Source organism: Mitsuaria sp. TWR114 (assembly GCF_007997345.1).
Genome location: NZ_VOSR01000312.1, coordinates 1 through 7,207 on the forward strand (window position 1 = coordinate 1; position 7,207 = coordinate 7,207).

At 68.7% G+C, this 7,207-nt stretch carries 7 protein-coding genes and 1 pseudogene; 5 read left to right on the top strand and 3 right to left on the bottom strand.

Annotated elements, in window-relative coordinates; genetic code table 11:
* The 3 genes from FUT87_RS30640 to FUT87_RS12780 form a co-directional block, all read right to left on the bottom strand.
* On the bottom strand, window positions 1-430 hold a 430-nt coding region (locus FUT87_RS30640), incomplete at its 3' end, for an EAL domain-containing protein (protein ID WP_255511798.1).
* Complete coding sequence (locus tag FUT87_RS12775; protein WP_255511799.1) at window positions 430-1,923, bottom strand: bifunctional diguanylate cyclase/phosphodiesterase; 1,494 nt, start codon at window positions 1,921-1,923, stop codon at window positions 430-432. The genes FUT87_RS12775 and FUT87_RS30640, both read right to left, overlap by 1 nt.
* On the bottom strand, window positions 1,920-2,273 hold the full coding sequence (locus tag FUT87_RS12780; RefSeq protein WP_147241263.1) for an Hpt domain-containing protein: 354 nt from the start codon (window positions 2,271-2,273) through the stop codon (window positions 1,920-1,922). The genes FUT87_RS12775 and FUT87_RS12780 overlap by 4 nt, the downstream gene beginning before the upstream one ends.
* A 275-nt stretch (window positions 2,274-2,548) precedes the next feature.
* On the opposite strand from FUT87_RS12780, the gene FUT87_RS12785 reads away from it, so the two are divergent.
* The 5 genes and pseudogenes from FUT87_RS12785 to FUT87_RS12805 all read left to right on the top strand — a co-directional run bounded on the left by FUT87_RS12785 (window position 2,549) and on the right by FUT87_RS12805 (window position 6,969).
* Window positions 2,549-3,184, top strand: a complete 636-nt coding sequence (locus FUT87_RS12785) for a hypothetical protein (protein ID WP_255511800.1) — start codon at window positions 2,549-2,551, stop codon at window positions 3,182-3,184.
* A 39-nt stretch (window positions 3,185-3,223) separates the two neighbouring features.
* Window positions 3,224-4,266, top strand: a pseudogene (gene cobT, locus FUT87_RS12790) (nicotinate-nucleotide--dimethylbenzimidazole phosphoribosyltransferase).
* Between the two features lie 87 nt (window positions 4,267-4,353).
* Window positions 4,354-5,541 carry an ATP-binding protein gene (locus FUT87_RS12795; protein ID WP_147241265.1) on the top strand — a complete coding sequence of 396 codons (1,188 nt, stop codon included), beginning with the start codon at window positions 4,354-4,356 and terminating at the stop codon, window positions 5,539-5,541.
* A complete protein-coding gene (locus FUT87_RS12800) occupies window positions 5,538-6,530 on the top strand; it encodes a ParA family protein (RefSeq protein WP_147241266.1) in 993 nt (330 codons plus the stop codon). The genes FUT87_RS12795 and FUT87_RS12800 overlap by 4 nt, the downstream gene beginning before the upstream one ends.
* A 52-nt stretch (window positions 6,531-6,582) precedes the next feature.
* A complete protein-coding gene (locus FUT87_RS12805) occupies window positions 6,583-6,969 on the top strand; it encodes a DUF4440 domain-containing protein (RefSeq protein ID WP_147241267.1) in 387 nt (128 codons plus the stop codon).
* Window positions 6,970-7,207: the final 238 nt, after the last annotated feature.

The window sequence follows — 7,207 nt, forward strand, 5'->3', positions numbered from 1 at the left end:
AGCTGCGGTCGATCTTCACTTCCGAGATCGGCAGCGTCGTCAGGTAGGCCAGCGAGGAGTAGCCGGTGCCGAAGTCGTCGATCGAGATCTCGACGCCGACCTCGTTGAGCCGGTGCAGCGACGGGATGACGCTCTGCAGGTCCTTCATCAGGCCGGTCTCGGTGATCTCGAGCTGGATCGCGCGGTGCGGCACGCCCCACTGGCTGACGAACTGATGGATGTGCTCGACCAGGTCCGAGCGCTCGAACAGCCGGTTGGGCAGGTTCACCGCGATCGATTCGCTGAAGCCGAAATTCAGCTGCCAGACCTTGGCCTGGCGCGCGGCCTCGCGCAGCGCCCACTCGGACAGCGGCACGATCAGGCCGGTTTCCTCGGCCAGCGGGATGAACTCGCCGGGCGGCACCAGCTGGTTGCCGCGGCGCCAGCGCATCAGCGCCTCGGCGCGACCATGCGGGCGGTGCGCACGTCGATCTTGGGCTGGTAGTGCAGCACCAGCTCGTCGCGCTCGATCGCCTTGTGCAGCGCGGATTCGAGCTCCAGCTTCTCGCGACCGCGGCCCGCCAGCATCGGCGAATACAGCGCCGACGCATTGCGGCCCTGGTTCTTGACCGCGTACATGGCCACGTCGGCGTTGCGCAGCAGGTCGGCCATGGTCAGGCCGTCGCGCGGGTAGAGCGCGATGCCGACCGACGCGGTCACGAAGCACTCCTGGCCGGCGATGAAGATCGGCTCGCGCAGCGCGTCCAGCACCCGGTCGGCGACGCGCTCGGCATCGCCCTCGTCGCCGACCTCGGGCAGCAGCGCCACGAACTCGTCGCCGCCCAGGCGGCCGACCGCCTCCAGCGTGCGGTGCGAGCGGGTGCCGACCGACTCCAGCATGCCTTCCATGACCTGGTCGCTGTGGCGCACGCAGGAGCGCAGGCGGCGGCCGACTTCCATCAGCAGGTCGTCGCCGGCGGCGTGGCCCAGCGTGTCGTTGATGACCTTGAAGCGGTCCAGGTCGATCAGCAGCAGGCCGACCTCATGGCCCATGCGTCGGCCGGCCTCGATGGCGCGCTCGGCGCGCCACATCAGCTGGCGGCGGTTGGGCAGGCCGGTGAGCGCGTCGAAGTTGGCCAGCTCGCGGATGCGGTCCTCCGCCATGCGGCGGTCGGTCACGTCCTGGATGACGCCGGTGTAGCCGCAGGCGTTGCCGTGCTCGTTGAACTCGGGCTCGGCCTCGATGTGGATGACGCGCTTGCGGCCGTCCAGCAGCGTGAAGGGCAGGTCGGTCACCAGCACCGAGTTGTGGGCGACGACATCGCGCAGCAGCCGCATGAACAGCAGCCGCTCCTCGCGCGGCACCATGCGCATCACGCCGATGAAGTCCAGCGGATCGGCCGGCCCGCGGCCGAAGACGCGCAGCGCCTCGTTGGCCAGCTTGAAGCCGTGGCCGGTCTGCCATTCGAAGCTGCCCATGCGGGCCAGGTCCTGCGCGCGCGCCAGCTTGGACTTGCTGCGCTCCAGTTCCTGGCGGGTGCGCGAGCTGCGCAGCATGTAGCGCAGCCGGCCGGCCAGCAGCCGCCACTGCGTGGACTTGACGAAGAAGTCGGTCGCGCCGGCCTGGTAGGCGCGGTTGATCGAGGCCTCGTCGTCGAGGCCGGTCAGCATCAGGATCGGCGCGTTCTCGAAGCCGGGCAGGGCGCGCAGACGCTCGCAGGTCTCGAAGCCGTCCAGGTCGGGCATCAGCGCGTCCAGCACGATGAGCTCGGGCGTCCACTGGGTCACCAGCTGCAGCGCCTGCTGGCCGCCGGTCAGCGCGGTGACCTCGAAGCCATGCTCCTGCAGCGCGGCCTCGATCAGCATCAGGTTGACCGGGTCGTCGTCGACCAGCAGGACGCGTGGCCGTTCGATCAGTTCGCCTTCCTTCACGACGCGGCTCATCGCTGGGCTTGCACCAGTTGCTGCATCGCCAGCCGGGCGGCGGCGATGTCGTCCAGGGCGATGCCGATCAGGTCGGCCAGGCCGTCCTCGTGCCCGGCGCGGGCCAGGCCTTCGATCTCGGCGCAGCGCTGGGACAGCACCGCGGCGCCCAGGCTGGCCGCGGCGGATTTCAGCGTGTGCGCCACGTGGCGCAGGCCGTTGAGGTCGCGCGGCGCGTCGCGGCCCTGCGCGAGCACCTGCTCCTGCTGGTCCAGCGATTTCAGGAAGGCGGCCACGACACGCTCCAGCAGATGGTTCACGCCCTCCGGGTCCAACTCGCGCAGACGGGCGAGGGCCTGGTCGTCCAGCACGGCGGGTTCGGGCTGAGTCCGGAGGGCATGGTCGTGGCGTGGTCCGGTGACATCTTCTGATCATGGCGCCGCATGGACGTTCCACGCGGAGTTGCGGGCCATTGTCGTTCACCAGGAGGATGGAGTCGTGGGAAAAAGCCGTCAATTCTGGTGTTCTTGGGGCTGTCGCTCGGGGTAAGTCCCGGGTCCGGTGTGGCGCCGGCGCCTCCGCGCCGGGATGGTGCGCTGGTGAATCCTCGGTGAGTGGCTGGTGAGGCCTACATACAATGGCCCGCATGAACAGGTTGGGGGACGCCGCCGCTCGTCGTCGGCCATGGAAGGGTGCCGCGCTGGCCTTGGGGCTGGCGGTCGTGGCCCTGCTCCTGCTGCTGGCGTTGAACCTCGAGCCGTCGGGACCCGGCCTGGTGCTGACCGCCGTGATGGCGGGCGCGGCGCTGATGATCTTCGTCGCCGCGCTGACCTGGCACCTCGCGGTGCGCTTGGCGCGCGCCCAGTTCGGCGAGCTGCTGCGCGAGAGCCGCTGCCGCTTCGCGCCCGAGTTGGCCGCGCCGTGGTCGGCGCTCGGCGGACAGCCGGCGCGCGGCTACGAGATCCATCACGGCCGCACCGCGCAACACCCCGCCCTGCCCGAGGCGCGGCCAGTGCTGTTCGACGAGCTCGGCGAACCGGTCGGCTGGCAGCACGGGCCGGTGCTCGGCCATTACCTGCACGGCCTCTTCGAGGACGAGCGGGTCCTGGCCGCGCTGTTCGACCGGCCGGTCCGCCCGCTCGACCGCGTCTTCGACGAGCTGGCCGACTACGTCGATCGCCACTTCGAACCCGGCGCGCTGGCGGGGCTGCTGTCGTCGACGCCTCCCGCCTCATCGCCCTCGTCGCTCCCGTCGACGCCGCCGCCCGCGGCCTCACGCTGAGCGACGCACCCCTCTTCCTTGACGTCACAAGAAGTCCGCATGACCACGCAAGACCTGATCCCCGCGATCCCTTCGCTGCACGACGACGCGCTGGCCGCGGCGCTGCGCCACCGCATCGACCGCAAGACCAAGCCGCTGGGCTCGCTGGGCCGGCTGGAGGCGCTGATGCTGCGCCTGGGGCTGATCCTGGGCACCGAGCAGCCGCGGCTGCTCGATCCACAGCTGATGGTCTTCGCGGCCGACCACGGGCTGGCGGCGCACGGCGTCTCGGCCTATCCGCCGGACGTGACCTGGCAGATGGTGGAGAACTTCCTGGCGGGCGGCGCGGCGGTGTCGGTGCTGGCGCGCCAGCACGGGCTGCAGCTGAGCATCGTCGATGCCGGCGTGCGCCATGTCTTCGAGCCCCGGCCGGCCTGCTGATCGCCAAGATCGGCATGGGCAGCCGCGACATGCTGGACGGCCCGGCGATGACGATGGACGAATGCGCCACCGCGATCGCGGCGGGCAAGACGCTGCTGCAGAAGCGCCCGGGCAATGTGCTGCTGCTGGGCGAGATGGGCATCGGCAACACCTCGTCGGCGGCGCTGTTGCTGTCGCGGCTGGGCGGGCATGCGCTGGCGGCCTGCGTCGGTCGCGGCACGGGCCTGGACGACGCGCAGCTGCGCCACAAGCTGGAGGTGCTGACGCGCGCGCTGGACCGGCATCCGCGCGCGACCGAGCCGCTGGCGGCGCTGGCCGCGCTGGGCGGGCTGGAGATCGCGATGATGGTCGGCGCGGTGCTGCAGGCGGCGCAGGAGCGCCGGGTGATCGTGGTGGACGGCTTCATCACCGGCGCGGCGGTGCTGGTGGCCTCGGCGCTGCAGCCGGCGGTGCTGGAGCGCTGCGTCTTCGCGCACCGCTCCAACGAGCAGGGCCATCGGCTGATGCTGGACACGCTGCAGGCCGAGCCGCTGCTGGACCTGGGCCTGCGCCTGGGCGAGGGCTCCGGCGCGGCGCTGGCCTGGCCGCTGCTGGCGTCGGCCTGCCGCCTGCTCGGCGAGATGGCGAGCTTCGACTCGGCGGGGGTGAGTGACAGGGCCTGAGCGGTCATTGGCCCGCCCGCCGGCAAGCCGAACCACGCCGGAATCGAGCCACAATGAGGACGGCCATCTTGCCCGGCCGATTCCCCGATGCTCAATTCACACGAACTGGCTGCACTCCTGGCCGACCTTGAGTCGGATCGCGTGGAACGCACCATCTCGACGAACAAGACCGACAAGTTCGCGGAGGCTGTCTGCGCCTTCGCGAACGATCTTGCCGACCACCGCCAGCCGGGCTATCTCATCGTGGGCGCCAATGACCAGGATGGCTCTCCGGCGGGAATCGAGATCACGGATCAGTTGCTGCAGAACCTCGCGGCGCTGCGATCGGACGGCAACATCCAGCCGCTGCCGTCGTTGACGGTCGGGAAGGTGGCCTTGGCGGGAGGCGACGTGGCGGTGGTGGAAGTGCAGCCCTCCCACCTGCCACCTGTGCGCTACAAGGGACAGGTCTACGTGCGCATCGGTCCCCGACGCGGCATCGCCAACGAACAGGACGAACGGCGCCTCACCGAGAGGCGCATCGCGATCGCGCGCACCTTCGACGCCCAGCCCATTCCCGAAGCGACGATCGAGGAACTGTCGCTGCCCCTCTTCGCCAGTTACCGGGCAGGCGTGGTCGCCGCGGACGTCATTGAAGCCAACCACCGGTCGCTGCAGCAGCAGCTGGCTTCGCTGAGGTTCTTCGACGACCAACGGGGATGCGCGACAACGGCAGGCATTCTTCTTTTCGGCAAGAACCCTCGCTTCTTCCTGCCCGGGGCCTATATCCAGTTCCTGCAGATGCCGGGCGTCGCGTTGACCGAGGCGCCCATCGACCAGCAGGAGATATCGGGCGACCTCCTCAGCGTCCTTCGGGAACTCGACAGTCGCGTCAGGTCCGGCAATGGCGTCTCGCAGGACAAGGTCTCGGCCCTTCGGGAGGAATTGCGGCACGACTATCCCGAGATCGCGATCCGGGAGGTGCTGATGAATGCCGTCATGCATCGCGACTACCAGTCGAATACGCCGATCCGGTTCTACTGGTTTGAGGATCGAATCGAGATTCAGAGTCCGGGCGGGCTCTTCGGCGAAGTGACGCCCGATACGCTGAGCCGGCGCAACAGCTATCGGAATCCGATCCTCGCCGAGGCCATGAAGGCCCTCGGTTATGTGAACCGCTTCGGTTACGGCATCCTGAGGGCGCAGGACGCCTTGAAGCGCAATGGCAATCCCCCGTTGGAGTTCCAGATCGAGGACAACATCGTCCTGGCCGTCTTGCGGAAGCGAATCCCATGAAGACGATCGCGTTCTTCAACCACATGGGCGGCGTGGGAAAGACTTCGCTGGCCTTCCATCTGGCGTGGATGTTTTCCCAGGCAGGCGTGCGCACGCTCGTCGCGGATCTGGATCCTCAAGCCAAGCTGACCTCGATGTTCCTCGAGGACGACGCGTTGCTGGACCTTTGGAACGATGCGCGTGATCGGACGATCTTCTCGGCCTTGCGTCCGTTGATCGCGCGCAAAGGGGACATCGCTCAACCGCACGTCGAACGAGTGCAGAAGAACCTCGGCCTGCTTCCCGGCGAACTGGCCCTCTCGCGCTTCGAGGACCTGCTGTCGGAGAGCTGGGTCAAGTGTCTGGGCGGAGAAGAAGGCGCTTTCCGGGTGGTCACGGCATTTCATCGTCTGATCCGGTCGGCCGCGATGGAGTTCAAGGCAGACCTGGTCCTCATCGATGTCGGCCCGAACCTTGGCGCCATCAACCGATCCGCATTGCTGGCGGCCGAACACATCGTGCTGCCGCTTGCGCCGGACTGGTTCTCTCTTCAGGGCATGAAGAGCCTGGGCCCGTCGCTGCGCTGCTGGCGGCGCGAATGGCAGGATCGATTGGCGCGGGCCGAGGATCTGGATGACGACCTGGACCTCCCGTCGGGAGAAATGCAACCTGCGGGGTACGTCGTCATGCAGCACAGCATTCGCGACAGCAGACCCGTCAAGGCCTATCAGCGGTGGATCGAGGCTGTGCCCACCGTCTATCGTGAAGCGGTCCTGAACGAGCAGGTCATCGACGCCCCCGCGGCGGACCAGGATCCTTATCGCCTCGCGCTGCTCAAGCACTATCGAAGCCTGATGCCGATGGCGATGGACGCGCACAAGCCCATGTTCCTGTTGAAGCCTTCGGATGGCGCGATCGGTGCCCATGTTCAGGCGGTGCAGGACTGCTATCGCGACTTCCATGCCCTAGCGAGCCGGCTCGCGGCGCATTGTGGCATCGCTTTCGAATAGCTGTCCTGGCGGCGGCCGGTATCCTCGCCTCTCCGCATCCCGCCTGACGCCCATGCCCGAGACCGACCGTTCCCTGCTCGACACCCTCCGCGCGCTGGAGGTCGAGTTGCACCACCCCGGCGTGCGCTGCAGCGCCGAGCGGCTCTCGCAGCTGCTGCATCCCGACTTCCACGAGGTCGGCCGCTCCGGTCGCCAGTACGACCGGCCGACGATCATCGCGTGGCTGGCCGACGACCATGAGCCGCCCAAGGTCGTGCCCGACGACTTCCGCCTCGCGCCGATCTCGCCGGAGGCCGCGCTGCTGACCTACCGCTCGGCGCATCGCCAGGAGGACGGGACGCTGGTCCACCACACGCTGCGGTCCTCGCTGTGGCTGAAGACCGCCGACGGCTGGCAGATGCGCTACCACCAGGGCACGCCGGCGGCGCAGCCCTGGTAAGGGCGCCACGCGGCCCCGAGGCCCCGGGCGGTAAAGCCCGAAGGCCCGTGACGACGTCGACTTCCGGGCACGACACGCCGGCCGCAGGGAGATTGCGTACCTCCGCCGACGCGATGGAATAATCGCCAGCCCCGCCAGCCAACATGAGTGAGCCAGCCGTCGCCTGTCACAAGGACCGCTCCTCATGTCCCGACCGCCCCTGGCGCGCCCCTCGCGGGCGCTGGCGCTGAGCCTGTTC